The organism is Pseudomonas mangiferae, assembly GCF_007109405.1.
Classification (GTDB): domain Bacteria; phylum Pseudomonadota; class Gammaproteobacteria; order Pseudomonadales; family Pseudomonadaceae; genus Pseudomonas_T; species Pseudomonas_T mangiferae.
Genome location: NZ_VJOY01000012.1, coordinates 1 through 16,450, shown reverse-complemented (window position 1 = coordinate 16,450; position 16,450 = coordinate 1). Strand labels below are relative to the sequence as shown.

14 protein-coding genes and 2 tRNA genes are annotated in these 16,450 nt (G+C 69.0%); 5 read left to right on the top strand and 11 right to left on the bottom strand.

Features of this window, described 5'->3' with window-relative positions; all coding sequences use genetic code 11:
• Positions 1–111: 111 nt before the first annotated feature.
• From FM069_RS16045 to FM069_RS16035, 3 genes are all read right to left on the bottom strand, one after another.
• On the bottom strand, positions 112–3,636 hold the full coding sequence (locus tag FM069_RS16045) for a response regulator (protein WP_143489382.1): 3,525 nt from the start codon (positions 3,634–3,636) through the stop codon (positions 112–114).
• A gap of 157 nt (positions 3,637–3,793) precedes the next feature.
• On the bottom strand, positions 3,794–4,894 hold the full coding sequence (locus tag FM069_RS16040; RefSeq protein WP_233282064.1) for a catalase family protein: 1,101 nt from the start codon (positions 4,892–4,894) through the stop codon (positions 3,794–3,796).
• Between the two features lie 105 nt (positions 4,895–4,999).
• Positions 5,000–5,908, bottom strand: a complete 909-nt coding sequence (locus FM069_RS16035; RefSeq protein ID WP_143489381.1) for a DMT family transporter — start codon at positions 5,906–5,908, stop codon at positions 5,000–5,002.
• 137 nt (positions 5,909–6,045) lie between these two features.
• On the opposite strand from FM069_RS16035, the gene FM069_RS16030 reads away from it, so the two are divergent.
• Positions 6,046–6,492 (top strand): Lrp/AsnC family transcriptional regulator, encoded by a 447-nt coding sequence (locus tag FM069_RS16030; RefSeq protein WP_143489380.1) that lies wholly within the window; start codon positions 6,046–6,048, stop codon positions 6,490–6,492.
• Positions 6,493–6,567: 75 nt separating this feature from the next.
• Positions 6,568–7,485: a bestrophin family protein gene (locus FM069_RS16025; RefSeq protein ID WP_143489379.1), complete on the top strand. Its 918-nt coding sequence runs from the start codon at positions 6,568–6,570 to the stop codon at positions 7,483–7,485.
• A gap of 16 nt (positions 7,486–7,501) precedes the next feature.
• Here FM069_RS16025 and FM069_RS16020 read toward each other — a convergent pair whose 3' ends face one another.
• The 4 genes from FM069_RS16020 to FM069_RS16005 all read right to left on the bottom strand — a co-directional run bounded on the left by FM069_RS16020 (position 7,502) and on the right by FM069_RS16005 (position 9,920).
• Positions 7,502–8,686, bottom strand: coding sequence for a multidrug effflux MFS transporter (locus FM069_RS16020; protein WP_233282063.1), 1,185 nt, complete (start codon positions 8,684–8,686; stop codon positions 7,502–7,504).
• 28 nt (positions 8,687–8,714) lie between these two features.
• Positions 8,715–9,170 carry a MarR family transcriptional regulator gene (locus FM069_RS16015; RefSeq protein ID WP_178106779.1) on the bottom strand — a complete coding sequence of 152 codons (456 nt, stop codon included), beginning with the start codon at positions 9,168–9,170 and terminating at the stop codon, positions 8,715–8,717.
• 577 nt (positions 9,171–9,747) lie between these two features.
• Positions 9,748–9,824: transfer RNA gene (locus FM069_RS16010), tRNA-Asp, on the bottom strand.
• A 20-nt stretch (positions 9,825–9,844) separates the two neighbouring features.
• Positions 9,845–9,920: transfer RNA gene (locus FM069_RS16005), tRNA-Val, on the bottom strand.
• 159 nt (positions 9,921–10,079) lie between these two features.
• Here FM069_RS16005 and rdgC point away from each other — a divergent pair.
• Together rdgC and sugE are read left to right on the top strand one after the other, a co-directional pair.
• A complete protein-coding gene (gene rdgC / locus FM069_RS16000) occupies positions 10,080–11,000 on the top strand; it encodes a recombination-associated protein RdgC (RefSeq protein WP_143489377.1) in 921 nt (306 codons plus the stop codon).
• 128 nt (positions 11,001–11,128) lie between these two features.
• A complete protein-coding gene (sugE, locus tag FM069_RS15995; RefSeq protein ID WP_143489376.1) occupies positions 11,129–11,443 on the top strand; it encodes a quaternary ammonium compound efflux SMR transporter SugE in 315 nt (104 codons plus the stop codon).
• Between the two features lie 54 nt (positions 11,444–11,497).
• Here the strand turns inward: sugE and FM069_RS15990 are convergent, their stop codons facing one another.
• The 4 genes from FM069_RS15990 to FM069_RS15975 form a co-directional block, all read right to left on the bottom strand.
• Positions 11,498–13,384 carry an MFS transporter gene (locus tag FM069_RS15990; RefSeq protein WP_143489375.1) on the bottom strand — a complete coding sequence of 629 codons (1,887 nt, stop codon included), beginning with the start codon at positions 13,382–13,384 and terminating at the stop codon, positions 11,498–11,500.
• 126 nt (positions 13,385–13,510) lie between these two features.
• Complete coding sequence (locus tag FM069_RS15985) at positions 13,511–13,840, bottom strand: AzlD domain-containing protein (RefSeq protein WP_143489374.1); 330 nt, start codon at positions 13,838–13,840, stop codon at positions 13,511–13,513.
• Positions 13,840–14,553, bottom strand: coding sequence for an AzlC family ABC transporter permease (locus tag FM069_RS15980; RefSeq protein ID WP_143489373.1), 714 nt, complete (start codon positions 14,551–14,553; stop codon positions 13,840–13,842). Before FM069_RS15980 ends, FM069_RS15985 begins: the two co-directional genes overlap by 1 nt.
• Before the next feature lie 128 nt (positions 14,554–14,681).
• The gene (locus FM069_RS15975) at positions 14,682–15,122 is read right to left on the bottom strand and encodes a universal stress protein (RefSeq protein WP_143489372.1); all 441 of its coding nucleotides are present in this window, start codon (positions 15,120–15,122) and stop codon (positions 14,682–14,684) included.
• Positions 15,123–15,319: 197 nt separating this feature from the next.
• Here FM069_RS15975 and FM069_RS15970 point away from each other — a divergent pair, with 197 nt between their 5' ends.
• Complete coding sequence (locus FM069_RS15970) at positions 15,320–16,231, top strand: LysR family transcriptional regulator (RefSeq protein ID WP_143489371.1); 912 nt, start codon at positions 15,320–15,322, stop codon at positions 16,229–16,231.
• Positions 16,232–16,450 lie beyond the last annotated feature (219 nt).

Genomic DNA, 16,450 nt, shown 5'->3' with positions numbered 1-16,450 from the left:
GGGCGACCCGGGAAATGGGGGCGCCCGAGAACGCCACGAACGCCGCGACTTCCCTCCGGGTAAATCAGCCCCGTGCGCCCGACTGCGTCTCCCACCCCACGAAGACTCCGCTCAGAAGCGCTGCCGTTTCGGCAGCCAGACCCGGATCAGCGAATAGAGCCGCTCGATGTCGATGGGCTTGGCCATGTAGTCGTTGGCGCCGGCCGCCATGCACTGCTCGTGATCCTCCTTCATCGCCTTGGCAGTCACCGCGATGATGGGCAGGTTCTGCCAGCGGGGCTCCAGGCGGATGCGGCGCATCGCCTCGTAGCCGTCCATCACCGGCATCATGATGTCCATCAGCACCAGGTCGATGCCCTCCACCTCGCCGAGGCGTTCCAGGGCCTCCTCGCCGTTGCGCGCGGTCTCCACCTTGAGCCCCTTGAGGTCCAGGGCGCCGGTCAGGGCGTAGACGTTGCGCACGTCGTCGTCCACCACCAGGATGCAGCGCTTCTCCAGTATCCGGTCCTGGCTGCTGCGGGCCTGCTGCAGCATCTGCTGGCGGTCGTTGGGCAGTTCCGCCTCCACCTGGTGGAGGAACAGCGTCACCTCGTCCAGCAGGTGCTCCGGCGAGCGCGCGCCCTTGATGATCAGCGAACGGGAATGCTCCAGCAGTTCCTGTTCCTCGTCCCGGCTGAGGCGCCGGCTGGCGTAGACGATCACCGGTGGGAAGGAGCAGTCCTCGTCGCGGGTCATCTGCTGGAACAGCTCCGCCAGGCGCATGTCGGGCAGGTCGACGTCGACGATCATGCAGTCGAAGGGGTCGCCGTGGAGCAGCGCCAGGGCCTCCTCGCCCCGCTCCGCGGTGCTGATGCGGATGTCGCCGTCGCCGATCAGCTGGCTGAAGGTCTCCCGCTGCTGGGCGTTGCCCTCCACCAGCAGCACCTGCTTGACCTTCTGGGTGATCTTGGCTTCCAGGCGGCTGAACACGTCCTGCAACTGCTCGCGGGTGACCGGCTTGCTGGCGTAGCCGATGGCGCCCAGGTGCAGGGCCGGTTCGCTGTAGTCCAGGGCCGAGAACACGTGCACCGGGATGTGCCGAGTGCGCGGGTTTTCCTTGAGGCGCTGCAGCACCGAGAGCCCGGAATCGTCCGGCAGGCGGGTGTCCAGGAGGATCGCGTCGGGCGCCTGCTCCTCGGCCAGGGCGATGCCCTCGCTGGCGCTGTCGGCGATGAGGCAGCGGTAGTCCAGCTCGTGGGCCAGCTCGTAGAGGCTGCGGGCGAAGGGCGGCTCGGCCTCGATCACCAGGATCGAGCGGCCGTCGCTTTCCGCCCGGTCGCGGTCGTCGGCGAGGGCCGCATCGGAGCGGGGCACCGCCGAGAGGATCTCGCCGCTGGCATCCGCCGCGGGGGTGGCCGGCGCCTCGGCGATGGGCGTCGCGACCTCCGCCACCGGTGGCGGCTCGGCCGACGGCGGCGGCGTGTCGTCCGCCTCGTCGTCGCAGCGCTCCGGCAGCCACAGGCTGAAGCGGCTGCCCTTGCCCAGTTCGCTCTCCACCTCGACGCGACCGTGGAGCAGTTGCGCCAGGTCCCGGGAGATGGACAGCCCCAGGCCGGTGCCGCCATAGCGGCGCTTGTTGCTGCCGTCCACCTGGCGGAACGGCTCGAAGATGAAGGCGCACTGCTCGGCGCTGATGCCGATGCCGCTGTCGCGCACGTCGAAGCGCACGCCGCCCTCGTCGCAGTGCACCTCCAGGTCCACCTCGCCCTTCTCGGTGAACTTGATGGCATTGGAGAGCAGGTTGCGCAGGATCTGCTCGACCCGGTGGCGGTCGGTATGGATGGTGCGCGGCACCTTGGGATGGAGGATCACGCTGAAGCTCAGCTGCTTCTCCTGGGCCAGGGGCTGGAAGGCGTTGTGCAGGCCCTGCACCAGCTCCGGCACCCCGCATTCGTCCAGGCACACCTGCAGGTGCCCGGCCTCCACCTTGGAGATGTCGAGGATGTCGTTGATCAGCCGCAGCAGGTCGGTCCCGGAGGAATGGATCATGCGCAGGTAGCGCAGCTGCTCCTCGTCCAGGTTGCCCTTGCGGTTCTCCGTGAGCACCTTGGCCAGGATCAGCGCGCTGTTCAGCGGGGTGCGCAGCTCATGGGACATGTTGGCGAGGAATTCCGACTTGTAGCGGCTGGCCCGCTGCAACTCCTCCGAGTGGGCCTCCACCTGCTGGCGGGCCTGGCTGAGGAAGCGGTTCTGCTCGTCCAGGGCGTCGCGCTGCTGCACCAGCCGCTGGGCCTGCTCGTTCAGGCGCAGGTTGGTCTGCTCCAGCTCGGTCTGCTGCACTTCCAGGCTGGCCTGGGACTGCAGGATCACCTGAGCCTGGCTCTCCAGTTCCTCGTTGGCGGTGCGCAGTTCTTCCTGCTGCACCTGCAGCTCTTCGTTCAGCTGTTGGGTCTCGGTCAACACCTCGTGGAGCCGCTCGCGGTAGCGGGCCGCCTCGATGGAGGCCGCCAGACTGCTGGTGACGGATTCCACCAGGGCCCTGTCCCGGGACGCCAGGGGGCGCAGGAAGCCCAGTTCCAGCACGCCGTTGAGTTGCCCGTTGAGGATGGTCGGTACCACCATCACGCTCAGGGGATCGCCCTCGGCGAGGCTGCTGTTGACCTTCAGGTAGCGCGGCGGCAGCCCCTCGAAGACCAGGGTGCGCTGTTCCCGGGCCACCTGGCCCACCAGCCCCTCGCCGCCGCGCAGGCGCTGGTGGAGGCCCTGGTGCTCCGGAGCGAAACCGTAGGTGGCGACCCGGGTCAGGTCGCCGTTTTCCTCGCGCACGTAGAGCGCCGCCACCGCCACACCCAGGTAACTAGCGAGGAACGCCAGCAGCTGCCGGCCGATCTCCTCGGAGGACTGGTGGCCGAGGATGCGCTCCGCCAGCAGGCTCTGCCCCTCGCGCATCCAGGCCTGGTGCCGCAGGTGCTCGGTGTAGTCCATCTGCTTCTGCAGGGAGTCGTCGTAGCGGCCGGAGAGGCTGATCAGGTCACGGCGGCTGAAGACGCCCATCACCGCGCTGAAACCCAGGCTCAGCAGCGGGTAGAGGATGATGATCAGCAACGCCGCGTTGCTGGCCTTTTCGTTGCGCTCGTGGCGCAGGCGCTGCTCCAGGGCGACGAAATCGGTGAACTCCTGGCGGATGGCATCCATCAGCGGCTTGCCCCGTGCCTCGGGGATCAGGTTGCCCACGTCCCTGCCGTCGCGGCGCAGGGCGATCATCTCGCTGGCGTAGCGGCCCCACTCTTCCTGCAGTTCCTGGATACGGTGGGCACGGTTGACCTGGGGCGGGTTGTCGCTCACCAGTTCGGCGAGGCCGGCCATGTCCGCCTTCAAGCGCGGCCGGGCCTGTTCGTAGGGCTGCAGGAACTGCACGTCGCCGGTGAGCAGGTAGCCGCGCAGGCCGGTTTCCTGATCGATGGTGGTGCGGTAGGCATCGTTGACGTTGCCGATCACGATGTCGGTATGTTCCACCCAGCTCAGCAGGTAGAGCAGGTAGCCGATCAGCGCCACGAACAGCCCGGCACCGACGATGCCCATGGCCATGGGTACCCGGATATTGCGCAGCAGGATCCGGCGGAACCCGCTTTCGTCCACGATTGATGCGTTTGGCATTTCGATCCTTGTCAGGCGCAGGCGCGGCTTCCCGACGAAGCCGCCGAGGCCACGCTAGCAATCTAGTAGCTGGTTGCCATTCCCGCTAAGGCGCGGCGCCTGACGGTGCGCAGCGACCTCCCGGCCCCTGCCAGGCGTCGCTGGCACCGGGCGCGGGTCAGCGACGCTCCAAGTCCCGCGGCTCGTGCAGCGGGCACCCGCCGTGGCGGGCGCGGAAGGCCGAGGAATGCTCATAAGCAGGTTTGCGCACCCGCATGATCCCGCCCAACGGGCGATGGGCGGCCAGGCCATGCCAGGGGCTGAAAGCCATGCCCTGGTCGATCTGCGCCTGGCGGGCGTCCGACCAGGCCGCCTGCCGCGGCACCCGCAGGCGCGCCACCGCGACGTAGGGGCTGAGGTCTTCCGGCCACTCCACCGAGGCGTCCTCGATGGGCATCCGTTCGAGGTCGGTGGCCAGCTGCACACGGATTTCCCAGATGCCGTCATGCTCGGCGAAAAAGCGCCGCAGCGCGGCGCGCAGGCCATCCGGGTCATCCTCCAGGTCCAGGGGCTGTCCGCTCAGGGCGGTCAGTTGCGGGGACACCGGCGCCACGCTGAGCTTGGCGAAGTACCGGCCATAGAGCAGCGGCACCACGCTGTAGTAAGTCTCCCCCAGGGGGTTGCGGATCGGATGGCCGCCCAGGCTCTTGAGGGTGCCGCTCTCGCCGCCCAGGGCCTCCACTGCCGTCTCCACGCCCCGCAGCACGGTGGACAGCGCGCGCTTCAGCCCCGGTGCCTTGTCGGTGGTCCTGGCCAGCAGCTTCAGGGTCTTGAGGAACTGCTTGGGGTCGGGGGCGGTGAAGGCCTTGGCGTTCTGCAGGACGAAATCCTGGGTGACATCGCCCTCGCTGCCCGGCAGCCGCTCGCCTTCCACGCCGATCAGCTTGATGGCCAGGCCCCGCGGCGTGGACACCCGGTCGTCCAGCAGGTCGCCCGGGTTGGTGGAAAAGCGCAGCGCCACCGGCAGGCGCCGCGGCCGGGCGAAGGCACCCTGGGCCAGGGCCGGCGGCAGGTCCTCCAGCACCTCGAGTTCGCCGTGCAGCAGGCCGTGGGCCTTGGCGTGCACGGCGCGCACCGGATGGCCATAGTCCTGCAGGGTGGTTTCGAGGATGGTGTGCATCGTCTCGACGAGTGCATTAGCGGTTTCGGCCTCGTCATCGGCGACCTGCTCGAAGGCAGGCTCGAACGGCAGCGGTGGGTTCGGGGACATCGGGCTCATGGGGCGATCTCGGTCGGTGGGGCGGCCACCCCGTCGTCGCGGGGTGCTCTGGACAGCTGACCGGGGCCCGCCGGCGCCGTTCGCTTGGCCGGACGGAGGGCGGCCTCAGGCCGAGCGCCGCTTCGCCCGAGCCCGCCAGGCCTCCCAGCCGTGCCGGCCCCAGCCCAGCTGCAGGCCAGCGGCGGCCAGCAGGATCGCCGCCGCGCCGACCCACTGCACCGGCAGCAGACGGTGGCCGAAGGCGATCCCGTCCACCAGGATCGCGACGATGGGGTAGATGAACCCCAGGGAGCCGACCAGCACCGTGGGCAGGCGCTGGATGGCGCCGTAGAGCAGGATGTACATCAGCCCGGTGTGCACCACTCCCAACAGCCCCAGCAGACCCCAGGCGACCGGGCCCCGGGGCAAGGGCTGAAAGGCCACGAAGGGCGCCAGCAGGAGGATGCCGGTGAGCACCTGGATCAGCGCGATCAGGTGCGGCGGCGTCCCGCTCAGGCGCTTCACCACCAGCGCGGCCAGCGCGTACAGCGCCGCCGCCCCCAGCGCCAGGGCAATACCCAGCAGGTAGTGCCCCCCGGGCGAGGCGCTGCCGCCATGGACACTGACGATCGCCAGCATGCCGAGGAACGACAGTCCCAGCCAGGCCAGCTTCAGCCCCTCCAGGCGCTCCTTCAGCACCAGTGCCCCCAGCAGCACCAGCATGAACGGCTGGGTGTTGTAGACAGCGGTACTGACGCCGATGGAGGCGTGCCGGTAGGCGGCGAACAGCAGCAGCCAGTTGCCGACGATGGCCGCCCCGCTGGCGGCGGCCAGGGCCAGGGTACGCCGGTCGAGCCGGCGCAGCAGGCCCAGGGCCGCGCACACCAGCAGCAGCGCGCCGGCGCCGAACAGGCAGCGCCAGAACACCACCGCCAACACCGGCTGGCCCGAACCCACCACGCACCAGCCGATGGTCCCGGAAATCGTCATGGCGGCGATCATTTCCAGCGAGCCGCGCTTCACCTGGGTATCCATGGAATCCTCCTGGGTCGGTCAGGGCTACAGCATGACGCCCTGACAGCGGCTTGTTCCAGGGAATGGGCAAGGCTAACCTGGAGCCTCGCCTTCGTTTTTCAGGCATTTCTCCCAATTCGCCTTTTCAGGACATGCATATGGAGCTGGACCCCATCGATCAGACCCTGGTGGCGGCGCTGACCGCGGATGCTCGCAGCGCCCTCAAGACTCTCGCCGCGCAATGCGGGCTGTCCGCGCCCAGCGTGGCGGAGCGCCTGCGGCGGCTGGAGGAACGTGGGGTCGTCACCGGCTACAGCGCCGTCGTCGACCCCCGGGCGCTGGGCTACCAGCTCCAGGCCATCGTGCGGATCAAGCCGCTGCCGGGCCGGCTGCACGAGGTGGAGCGGGCGCTGCGCGGCATCCCGCAGTTCACCGAGTGCGACAAGGTCACCGGCGAGGACTGCTTCATCGCCCGCCTGCTGGTGCGTTCCCTGGAGCAGCTGGACCAGATACTGGACAGCCTCGCCAGCCTGGCCGAGACCCACACTGCCATCGTCAAGACCACTCCCATCGCCCGACGGCTGCCGCCGCTGGCCGCCGGCTGAGAGGCGCGGCGCGGTATACTCCCCGCCCCCGGCGCCTCGCCGCCGGTCCCGTGTCCCGCCAGCCGAGCCCTCGCCATGATCACGCGCCCGCAGAATCCCTCCGTCTGGGTCCTCCTGTTTTCCCTCAAGGGGTCGATCATCCCGGTCATCTGGCGCAAGGTGCTGTTCACCATGTTCATCAGCACCGTGGTGGTGGCGACCCACGGCACCCTCTACCACTACAAGGTAGTGCTCACCGCCACCCCCTTCACCCTCTGGGGCCTGACCCTGGCGATCTTCCTCGGCTTTCGCAACACCGTGGCCTACCAGCGTTTCTGGGAGGCCCGCACCCTGTGGGGCGAGCTGCTGATTGTCAGCCGCAACCTCACCCGCCAACTGGTCAGCTTCATGCCCGGCCTGGCCAGGAGCGAGCGGCTGGCCCTGGCCCATACCCTGATCGGCTTCGGTTATGCCCTGCGCGACCACCTGCGCCGCGAGCCCTCCAGCGACGACGTGGCGCGCCTGCTGGACCCGGAAGCCGCGGCTACCCTGGAAGGCAAGCAGAACCTGCCCAACGCGCTGTTGGGGCTGCTGGGAAAACGGGTGGTGGATCGGGCCCAGCAGGCGGGCACCAGCGATATCGTGCAGGTGGAGATGGACCAGCAGCTGACCCGGCTGTCCTACGTGCTGGCCGGCTGCGAGCGGATCGCCTACACGCCGATCCCCTACCCCTACATCCTCATGCTGCACCGGGTGGTGCACATCTACTGCTTCCTGCTGCCGTTCTGCCTGGTGAACAGCATCGGCGCGTTCACCCCCTTCGCCGTGGGGGTGCTGGCCTACACCTTCTTCGGCCTGGACGCCCTGGGCGACCAGATCTCCGACCCGTTCGACACCCAGCCCAACGACCTGCCGCTGAACGCCCTGTGCCGCACCCTGGAGATTTCCGTGCTAGAGCTACTGGAAGAACCGGCGCCGGCCCCGCCCCAGGCCGAGGACGGCGTGCTGCTCTGAAGCGCCGCGCAGGCCACTATTCGGAAGAGAACGCCCGCTCCCGCCGGATCGACAGCCAGAACCCCAGCTGACCCAGCGCCACCGCGCCGGCCAGCACCGCGCTGGCGGACACCGCGGCATCGCTCCCCAAGCTGGCGAACGAGGTGCTGATGGCACCGCACATCATCTGGGTGAAGCCGTACAGGCCGGCCGCGGAGCCCACCAGCCGCGGGTCGCTGCCCAAGGCCCGGGTCAGGGCCGCGGGGCCGGTGAAGCCCACGCCGCAGGTGAAGAGGAACATCAGCCCCACTACGCCGGCGACGCTCAACCGGCCGTCCACCGCCAGCAGCAGCAGGGCCACCGCGCTGCACAGGCTGAGCAGGTTGCCGCCCAGCAGCAGGCGATCCAGGGACACCCGGCGGATCAGTCGGCTGGTCAGGGCATTGCCCACGGACATGCCGAAGATCATCAGGCCCAGGTAGTAGCCCACCTCGTGGAGCGGCCGGTGCAGTTGCTCGACGAAGATGAACGGCGCCGAGGCGATGAAGGCGTAAACCGAGGTGGTGGCCACGCCGCCGCCCAGCGCGAAACCGACGAAGCGCGCCGAGCCCAGCAGCGCCCGGTAGTCCCGCAGCAGGATGCCGGCGCTGAAACGGCCGCTGGGCTGGCCGGTCTCCGGCAGCAGGCGCAGCGCCGAGAACAGCGCCAGCGCCCCCAGGGCCGCCAATACACCGAACACCGCCCGCCAGCCCAAGGCGTCGGCGACGGCGCTGCCCAGCATCGGCGCCAGGCCCGGGCCCATCATCATCATCAGGTTCATCAGCGCCAGCTGGCTGACCACCCGCTCTGCGTCCGCCGTGTCGCGGACGATGGCCCGCCCCAGGGCCAGGCCGGCACAGCCGCCGAGGGCCTGGAACAGCCGCGCCGCCACCAGCATGTGCAGGTTGAAGGCAAAGACCGCGGCGATCCCGGACAGGGTGTAGAGGGACAGGCCGACCATCAGCATCGGCCGGCGGCCCAGGGCGTCCGACAGCGGGCCATAGAACAGTTGACCGATGGCCAGGCCGATGATGTACAGGCTGATGGTCATTTGCGTCTGCCCGACGCTGGCACTCAGGTCGCGGGCGGCGTAGGGCAGCGCGGGGACGAACATGTGCATGGCCAGGGTGCCGCTCATGGTGACCAGCACCAGCAGCCAGAGGGGTGGGCGGGTGCGCGTCACCGGCCGCTCGCCCTGGCCCGCAGGCGTTTCACGGCTGGGGCTCCAGCAGGGTCGCCAGGGTGGCGGAGACCTTCGTCAGCACCGCCAGCGCGGCGGCCAGCTCGGCGTCCGCGACCTCGGCCAGCATTCGCGCCCGGGCCTCGGCGACGATCCCTTCCACCTGTTCCACCAGGGCGCGGCCCGGCGCGGTGAGGTGGATGGTCTTGGCCCGGCGGTCCATGGCCTCCAGGCGCTCGATGTAGCCGGCGCCCTCCAGGGCATCCAGCAGGCGGACCACCGAGGAGCTGTCCAGGGAGAGGGAGAACGCCAGCTCCTTCTGCCGCAGCGGCGCAGGCGCCCGGGACAGGTGCAGCAGCGAGAGCCAGGTGGCCTCGGTCAAGCCGAGGGGTTGTAGTTGGCGATCGATCACCCGGCGCCACTGGCGGGCCAGTTGGGCGACCGCCGGGCCAAAGGCGAGATGGAGCGCATGGGAGTCGGTAGGCATGCCGCGCAGGATAGCGCAATAGATGACATACCAACAATTAGCCGACAAACCTAATTTGTGCCCGGTTCCCGTTTCACTCGGAAAACCCGGCGATGCCCACTTTCGCTCGCGCCTGGCCAGGCGCCCCGACTCGCCCAGTCCAAGGAGTGGCCGGGGCTGTGCCGGTAGGCGGAACATGCAGACAAAGGCGCTGGCGCTGCGAGAGCCCGGCGGCGCACCACCTCCCCTACCGAAGCGCCCTTGGCCAGGCGGCACACGGCTTCGTCGACCCGTACCTGCAACCGCCAGTGGTGGGAGGTCAGGCCGGTATCGTGCTTCATCTGGGGCGCCCGGGTGCGGGCGCTTCAGCGCCTGCGGCGCATCGACCCGCGGAGTCTCATGCCGGCCCTGGGTGCCCACCGTTGAACAACGGGCGAAAAGGAGGAGACCTATCGCACATCGCGGGCAACGAACAGCCAGCAGGCTCGAGAAAAGAAAGAAAGAAAAGAAAAGGAAAGGAAACGCAGAAACGAAAAAAGCGGCCTTTCGGCCGCTTTCTCGAGGCTTCCGGGCGTTCAGTGGACCCAGGAAGCGAATATGGCGCAGCGGACGGGACTCGAACCCGCGACCCCCGGCGTGACAGGCCGGTATTCTAACCGACTGAACTACCGCTGCGCGTAACCTCGAAGGCGAGATGGTGGGTGATGACGGGATCGAACCGCCGACCCTCTGCTTGTAAGGCAGATGCTCTCCCGGCTGAGCTAATCACCCTTCGCTCTCGAAGTGGTGCGCATTCTAGAGAGCCGCCCCCACTCTGGCAACCCCCTTTTCAAAAAAAATTTTTCAGGTGTTCCAAAGGCTTAGCGCAGGCTTGGCCTCGACCGTGGAGGGGAGAATAATGCGCCCTTTGCGTTTGGAGAGCTTTCCCTCATGTGGTTCCGCAATCTTCTGGTCTACCGCCTCACCCAGGACGTCGCTTTCGAGCCCGAAGCGCTGGCGACCGCGCTGGCCGCCAAGCCGGCCCGTCCGTGCGCCAGCCAGGAGCTGACCACCTATGGCTTCGTCGCCCCCTTCGGCAAGGGCGCCGACGCACCGCTGGTCCATGCCAGCCAGGGCTTCCTGCTGATCGCCGCGCGCAAGGAAGAGCGCATTCTGCCGGGAAGCGTGGTCCGTGACGCCGTCAAGGAGAAGGTGGACGAGATCGAGGCCGAGCAGATGCGCAAGGTCTACAAGAAGGAACGCGACCAGATCAAGGACGAGATCGTCCAGGCCTTCCTGCCCCGGGCGTTCATCCGCCGCGGCACCACCTTCGCCGCCATCGCCCCGGCCCAGGGCCTGATCCTGGTGGACGCCTCCAGCCCGAAGCGCGCCGAGGACCTGCTGTCCACCCTGCGCGAGGCCATCGGCTCGCTACCGGTGCGGCCGCTGTCGGTGAAGATCGCCCCCACCGCCACCCTCACCGAGTGGCTGAAGACCCAGCAGGCCGCCGCCGATTTCCACGTGCTGGACGAGTGCGAGCTGCGCGACACCCACGAGGACGGCGGCGTGGTGCGCTGCAAGCGCCAGGACCTGGCCAGCGACGAGATCCAGCTGCACCTGAACGCCGGCAAGCTGGTGACCCAGCTGGCCGTGGCCTGGCAGGACAAGCTGTCCTTCGTGCTGGACGACAAGCTGGTGGTCAAGCGCCTGCGCTTCGAGGACCTGCTGCAGGAGCAGGCCGAGCAGGACGGCGGCGAGGATGCCCTCGGCCAGCAGGACGCCAGCTTCACCCTGATGATGCTGACCTTCGTGGAATTCCTGCCGGCGCTGTTCGAGGCGCTCGGCGGCGAGGAGATTCCCCAGGGCCTCTGACGAAGCCCCGGCTTCCCAGGAAGCCTGACCGCGCGGCGATGCCGACGGTGACGGGAATGGCGGCGGGGACGACCCCGCCGTGACGACCTATCCGGGGACGACCCCACTACCCTCCCTAGGAGTCGAGAATGTCCTGGATCCTGTTGTTCTTCGCCGGCCTGTTCGAAGTCGGCTGGGCCGTCGGCCTGAAATTCACGGAAGGCTTCAGCCGTCCGCTGCCCACCGTCCTCACCGTCGCCGCCATGGCGGCGAGCCTCGGCCTGCTGGGCCTCGCCATGCGCCACCTGCCCCTGGGCACTGCCTATGCGGTGTGGACCGGCATCGGCGCGGTGGGCACGGTGATCGCCGGGATCATCCTGTTCGGCGAGTCCATGGCCTGGATGCGGATCATCAGCGTGGCGCTGATCGTCTGCGGGTTGCTGGGCCTCAAGCTCAGCCACTGACCTGCTGCAAATGAAAAAACCCGCCGATCGGTGGGTTTTTTCATGGGCGCGGCCTCAGCGGCGGTCGCCCCGCAGCGCGGTTACCTGGGCTTGCAGCAGATGGCGGTCCGCCTGCTCGGGGGCCAGGGCGGGGCCGGCCACCAGGTTGACCCGCGACCAGATGCGCCGGAACAGGCGCTTCTTCGGGTCGCGGCTGAAGAAGCTGCCCCACAGGCCCTGCAGCGCCATGGGGATCACCGGCACCGGGGTTTCCTGGAGGATGCGCTCGATGCCGTTGCGGAATTCGTTCAGCTCACCGTCGGCGGTCAGCTTGCCCTCGGGGAAGATGCACACCACCTCGCCGTTGCGCAGGTACTCGGCGATCCGCTTGAACGCCTGGTCGTAGATCAGCAGGTCTTCGTGGCGCGCGGCGATGGGCACGGTGCCCGCGGTGCGGAAGACGAAGTTCAGCACCGGCAGGTCGTAGATCTTGTAGTACATGACGAAGCGCACCGGCCGGCGCACCGCGCCGCCCACCAGCAGCGCGTCGACGAAGGACACGTGGTTGCACACCAGCACCGCCGGGCCCTCGTCGGGGATGACGTCCAGGCCGCGGTGCTCCACCCGGTACAGGGAGTGGCCCAGCAGCCAGATCAGGAAGCGCATGCCGAACTCGGGCACGATCTTGAAGATGTAGCTGTTCACCGCGACGTTCATCAGCGACGCCACCAGGAACAGCTGCGGGATCGACAGCCCCGCCACGCTGAGGAAGAGGATCGAGGTCAGGGCCGACACCACCATGAACAGCGCGTTGAGGATGTTGTTGGCGGCGATCACCCGGGCCCGCTCGCTTTCCGCCGTGCGCGACTGGATCAGCGCGTACAGCGGGACGATGTAGAAGCCGCCGAACAGGCCGATGCCGAGGATGTCGCCGAGGATCAGCCAAGCCTGGGGCTGCCGCAGCACCGCCAGCCAGTCGTGGACGTCGGCGCCTACCGCTGGCGGGAAGCCCCCGGAATGCCACCAGAGCAGGATGCCGAAGACCGTCAGGCCGATGGAGCCGAACGGTACCAGGCCGATCTCCACCTTGCCGCCGGACAGTCGCTCGCAGAGCATCGAGCCCAGGGCGATGCCCACCGAGAACACCGTGAGGATCAGCGTCACCACGCTCTCGTCGCCGCCCAGCACGCCCTTGGCATAGGCCGGGATCTGGGTCAGGTAGATGGCGCCGAGGAACCAGAACCAGGAGTTGCCCACCAGGGAACGGGACACCGACGGACGCTGGCCCAGGCCGAGGCGCAGGATCACCCACGACTGGCGGAAGATGTTCCAGTCCAGCCGCAGCCCCGGCAGCGCGGCGCTGGCCGGCGGGATCGCCCGGCTGCACAGGTAGCCGGCGATCGCCACCAGCACGATGGCGCCGGACACCAGGGGCGCGTAGCCGTCGCGGCTCATCATCACCCCGGCACCGATGGTCCCGGCGAGGATCGCCAGGAAGGTGCCCATCTCCACCAGGGCGTTGCCGCCCACCAGTTCCGCGGGGCGCAGCGCCTGGGGCAGGATCGAGTATTTCACCGGGCCGAACAGCGCCGAGTGGGTGCCCATGGCGAACAGCGCCAGGTACAAGAGCGGCAGGTGTCCACCGATGAAGCCCACCGCGCCCACCAGCATGATGCCGATCTCCGCCAGCTTGATGGCGCGGATCAGCGAGTGCTTGGCGAACTTCTCGCCCACCTGCCCGCCCAGGGCGGAGAACAGGAAGAACGGCAGGATGAACAGCAGCGCGCAGAGGTTGACCAGCATGCCCCGATCGGTGTCGGCGGAGAGCGCGAGCTTGTAGAGGATGGCGAGGATCAGCGACTGCTTGAAGATGTTGTCGTTGAAGGCGCCGAACAGCTGCGTGACGAAGAACGGCAGGAAACGCTTCTTGCCCAGCAGGGCGAACTGCGAGTGGGTGCTCATGATTCCCCGAAGACCTGAGTGGGTGGAGGCCGGAGCCGGCCGTCCCGCATTGGACTGCACAACGACCCCGCCACGCCACACCCGCGCCACGGAATTGCCGGGTTTTCCGCTATTTTCCCGTCGGATTCACAGCGGCAGCTGGCCGAAGGCCCAGCGCAGCAGGAAGAAACAGGCGAGCCCGCCGGCGATGGTCGCCAGCAAATGCCGGGTCAGCGCGGCGATCAGCACGGTCGCCAGCCCCGCCAGCAGGTAGGCGTTGTCCCAGGCCAGGGCCCAGTGGCGGCCGTCCGGCAGCAGCATGCCGGGCACCACGATGGCGGTCAGCACGGCGGTCGGCACATAGTGCAGGCCCTGCTTCACCAGGGGCGGGAAGCGCAGGTCCGGCCAGGCGAACAGGCTGTAGCGGATGGCGAAGGTGATCGCCGCCATGCCGAGGATCAGCACGATCGGGTCCATCAGGCGCCCTCTCCCAGCGGTTCCACGGCTTGCCGCCGCTCCAGCAGCACCCCCACCACGATGCCCACCAGCGCCGCGGCCATCAGCCCCAGCTTGTACGGCAGGCCCTGGCAGGCCAGGGCAGTCAGCCCGGCGGCCACGGCCGCCGCCACCTGGGGTCGGTTGCGCAGCATCGGCACGACGATGCCGATGAAGGTGGCCAGCATGGCGAAGTCCAGGCCCCAGGCGGCCAGGTCGGGTACCGCCCGGCCGAATGCGAGGCCGATGGCGGTGCACAGCTGCCAGTTGCCGTACATCGCCAGACAGGAGCCGAGGAAGTACCAGTGGCGGTACGGCGAGGCGTCCCGCTCGGCATAGCGGTGCTGGACCACGGCGAAGGTCTCGTCGGTGAGCCAGAAGGCCAGGGGCAGCCGCCAGCGGGCCGGCAGGTGGCGCACGAAGGGTTGCAGGGTGGCGCTGTACAAGGCGTGGCGCAGGTTGACCACGAAGGTGGTCAGCAGCAGCACCGCCAGGCCGGCGCCGCCCGCCAGCAGGGTGACGGCGATGAATTGCGCCGACCCGGCGTAGACCAGCAGGGACATGGCCATGGTCAGGGCCGGCGACAGCCCGGAGGCGCCGGCCAGGGTACCGAAGAGGATGCCGAAGGGAATGGCGCCGAGGATCATCGGCACCGTGTCGCGGGCACCGCGCAGGACTTCGTGGGAACGGGACATGACGACTCCTTGGAAGTCGCACAGCCTAGCCGGAGCGAGGGGGGGCTGTCTCGAACCATCGTGCGCCAGGACGAGCCGGGCCGGAGCGCTCGGCACAAGCACGAGGACGAGCCGACCATCGCCCGCCCTCAGGCCGGGCAGCGGGCGACCAGCACCGGGCAGGGGCTGTGGTCCAGCACCTCGGCGCTGATGGACGGGTCCAGCAGCCGGCCGAAGCGGGACAGGTGGCGGTGGCCCATGACGATCAGCTCGCAGTCGATGCGCCGGGCCTCGGCGAGGATCACCGGGGCCGGGTCGCCGGCCACCAGGGCGCCGTCCGCCGTGAAGCCCAGGGCGTGCAGGTGCGCCAAGGCCACCACCAGGGCGTGCCGGGCATGCCGGTCTTCCTCGCTGGCGGCGGGGTATTCGCGCCGCTCGAAGGCGCCCTCCCGCGGCAGGGCATAGGCCACGTCCACCGCCATCAGTACATGCAGGACGTGGCGGTCGGGACGGGCAATGCCCACGGCGGCGTCGAGCAGCGTTCGGCTGTGGGGTGCGCCATCGATGGCGATCAGGATCGGGCGGTGCATGGCGGGGGTCCGGTCGGGGAGAAGGCGCCCATGGTTGGCCCGGGGCCGCCGACGGGGAAGGCCCCCGGGCGCAATGATTCGTTGCGCACCGCGCACGGACCACCACCCGGGGCCTGGCGCGACCGCCCCCTCCCTCGACGGCGCGCCGGGCAGCCCCTAAGATCCCTGCGCTCTCACTCGCGGAACGGGCAGGACCGATGCGCATCCCGGATTTGAACCTGCTGGTGGCGCTGGATGCGCTGCTGGACGAAGGCAGCGTGGTGGGCGCCGCCCGCCGCATGAACCTCAGCGCCGCCGCCATGAGCCGGACCCTGACCCGCATCCGCGAGGCGGTGGGCGACCCGATCCTGGTGCGCGCCGGTCGCGGCCTGGTGCCCACGCCCCGCGCCCTGGCCCTGCGCGACCAGGTGCGCCGGGTCGTCGAGCAGGCCGGGCAGGTCTTCAACTGCCAGGACGAGGTGGACCTGAAGTCCCTGGAGCGCTCCTTCAACCTGCGGGCCAACGACGTGTTCATCGCGCCCTTCGGCGCCCAGTTGCTCAACGTCCTGCGCCAGGAAGCGCCGCGCACGGTGCTGCGCTTCGTTCCCGAGGGAGAAGGCGGCGACGACGACGAGGCGCTGCGGGAGGGCCGCCTGGACCTGTACATCAGCGCGACCCGCGAGCTCGGCCCGGAGATCAAGATCCAGAGCCTGTTCGCCACCACCATCGTCGGCCTGGCCCGGGCCGACCACCCGCTGTTCGACGAAGAGATCACGCCGCGGCGCTTCGCCGCCTACGAGGCCATCAGCGTGTCCCGCCGTGGCCGGGCCCACGGCCCCATCGACCAGGCCCTGGCGGACCTGGGTCTGCAGCGGCGGGTGGCGCTGATCACCCCCAACTTCCACTCGGCGATGTTCTCCCTGCCGGAATCCGACCTGCTGCTGTCCCTGCCCGAACACCTGCTGGTGAGCGTGGCGCGGCTGGGCCTGCCGCTGCGCTCGTTCCGCCTGCCCGTGGCCCTGGAGCCGGTGGCGATCATGCAGGCCTGGCACCCGCGCTTCGACAACGACCCCGCGCACCGCTGGCTGCGGCAGACCCTCAAGGCCTTCTGCGACCGCCACAGCCTCTGAGGCCGTGCCTGGAACCGTTGCGTTCGGCGCAGCATAGGCCTTCCGGTAAGTAAGTTTTCGTCAGCAATGCCACCGCCTAAGGTGGCCGGGACCTTCACTGGAGTCCCGTGATGAATCCCTTGCGCCCTACCCCTCCTCTCATCCGCGCCGCCCTGGCCGGGAGCCGCGCATGACGACCCTGGCCGTCGTCCCCCCGGCCCCGCTCGCCGCGCCAGCCCC